The following is a 1,102-nucleotide window of genomic DNA, read 5'->3' as shown; positions in this document are numbered from 1 at the left end:
ACCCGCTGAATACGAGGCCAACCACTACCTCGCCAACACGAAACCCCAGGTCACAACCACAATCTGAAGTCTCTACCGAACCCGGAACGGTTCACTGGGATGTTCGGCGGCGACCTGGTCCAGGAGCTGGGTGCCGGCGATGGAGTCCTGCACGCTTGCCGCGGTGACCAGCGCGGCGAGCAGGAGGCCAATGGTGTCGGTGACAGTGCTCCGTTTCCGTCCGACGATCTTCTTGCCGGCATCGACGCCCTGGCCGGCGGCGGGGACGCTGGTGGATGTCTTGACGCTCTGGGCGTCGATCACACAGGCCGACGGCTCGGCGTCCCGCCCTTCCTTCTCCCGCAGCTGCCGCCTGAGCAGGCCGTTGAGCTGAGCGAACACACCTTCCCGCTGCCACTTCGCGAAGTAGCCGTAGACCGTGTTCCAGTGCGGGAAGTCGTGCGGGAGATAGCGCCACTGGACCCCGGTGCGGTCCACGTACAAGATCGCGTCCATGATGTCGCGCAGGTTATGTTCGGGCGGCCGGCCGAAGTCCAGAGCTCTGCCACGGCGCTCGAAACGCCAGGCCGCCAGGACCGGCTCGACCAACTCCCAGCGGGCATCGGACAGATCGCTTGGATAAGAACGTCGACTTGGCATGCCTCCGGCGTACTGCCGCTCAACGAGTGCGCCCAGGCGCACAGCGATGACGATGGAAGCACGCAGCCTGGGAAGCCGGGCATCCTGGGATGAGACAGGAACGAGCAGCACTCCGCCCCAACAGTCACACCTCAGGACTCATCGACCCCAGCCACACCGGCTACCTCTTCCGCATCGCACCTTCACCCATCGGGAATCCGTCTATAAGCAGGCAAGACAGATGAAAACGACCTCTGAGTGCCGCTATGACGATGCTCGGCCCAGCCCAGAGCCGCTATACGTACCCGGCCTCACTGTGCCTCGACATTTCGACGAGTTTTGACGGCACTGGAGGACTCCGTTGCTGCCGTTTGCGTCCCAGAAGCTCGCTAACGAGCTCGTGCACGGTAGGCGGTGAGGCGTCGAGTTCTCAATCGTCGATCATGGTCATGTGGTGGGGAACGCGTTTCGTGAAGTGATCGTC

At 63.2% G+C, this 1,102-nt stretch carries 1 pseudogene; it reads right to left on the bottom strand.

Annotated elements, in window-relative coordinates:
- Positions 1-96: 96 nt before the first annotated feature.
- Positions 97-639, bottom strand: a pseudogene (locus tag ACZ6CZ_RS38090) (IS5 family transposase); the annotation flags it as partial.
- Positions 640-1,102: the final 463 nt, after the last annotated feature.

It is taken from the genome of Streptomyces sp. NPDC041135 (assembly GCF_055592085.1).
The sequence above is the reverse complement of the archived record's forward strand: the minus strand, read 5'-3'. Positions and strand labels throughout refer to the sequence as shown.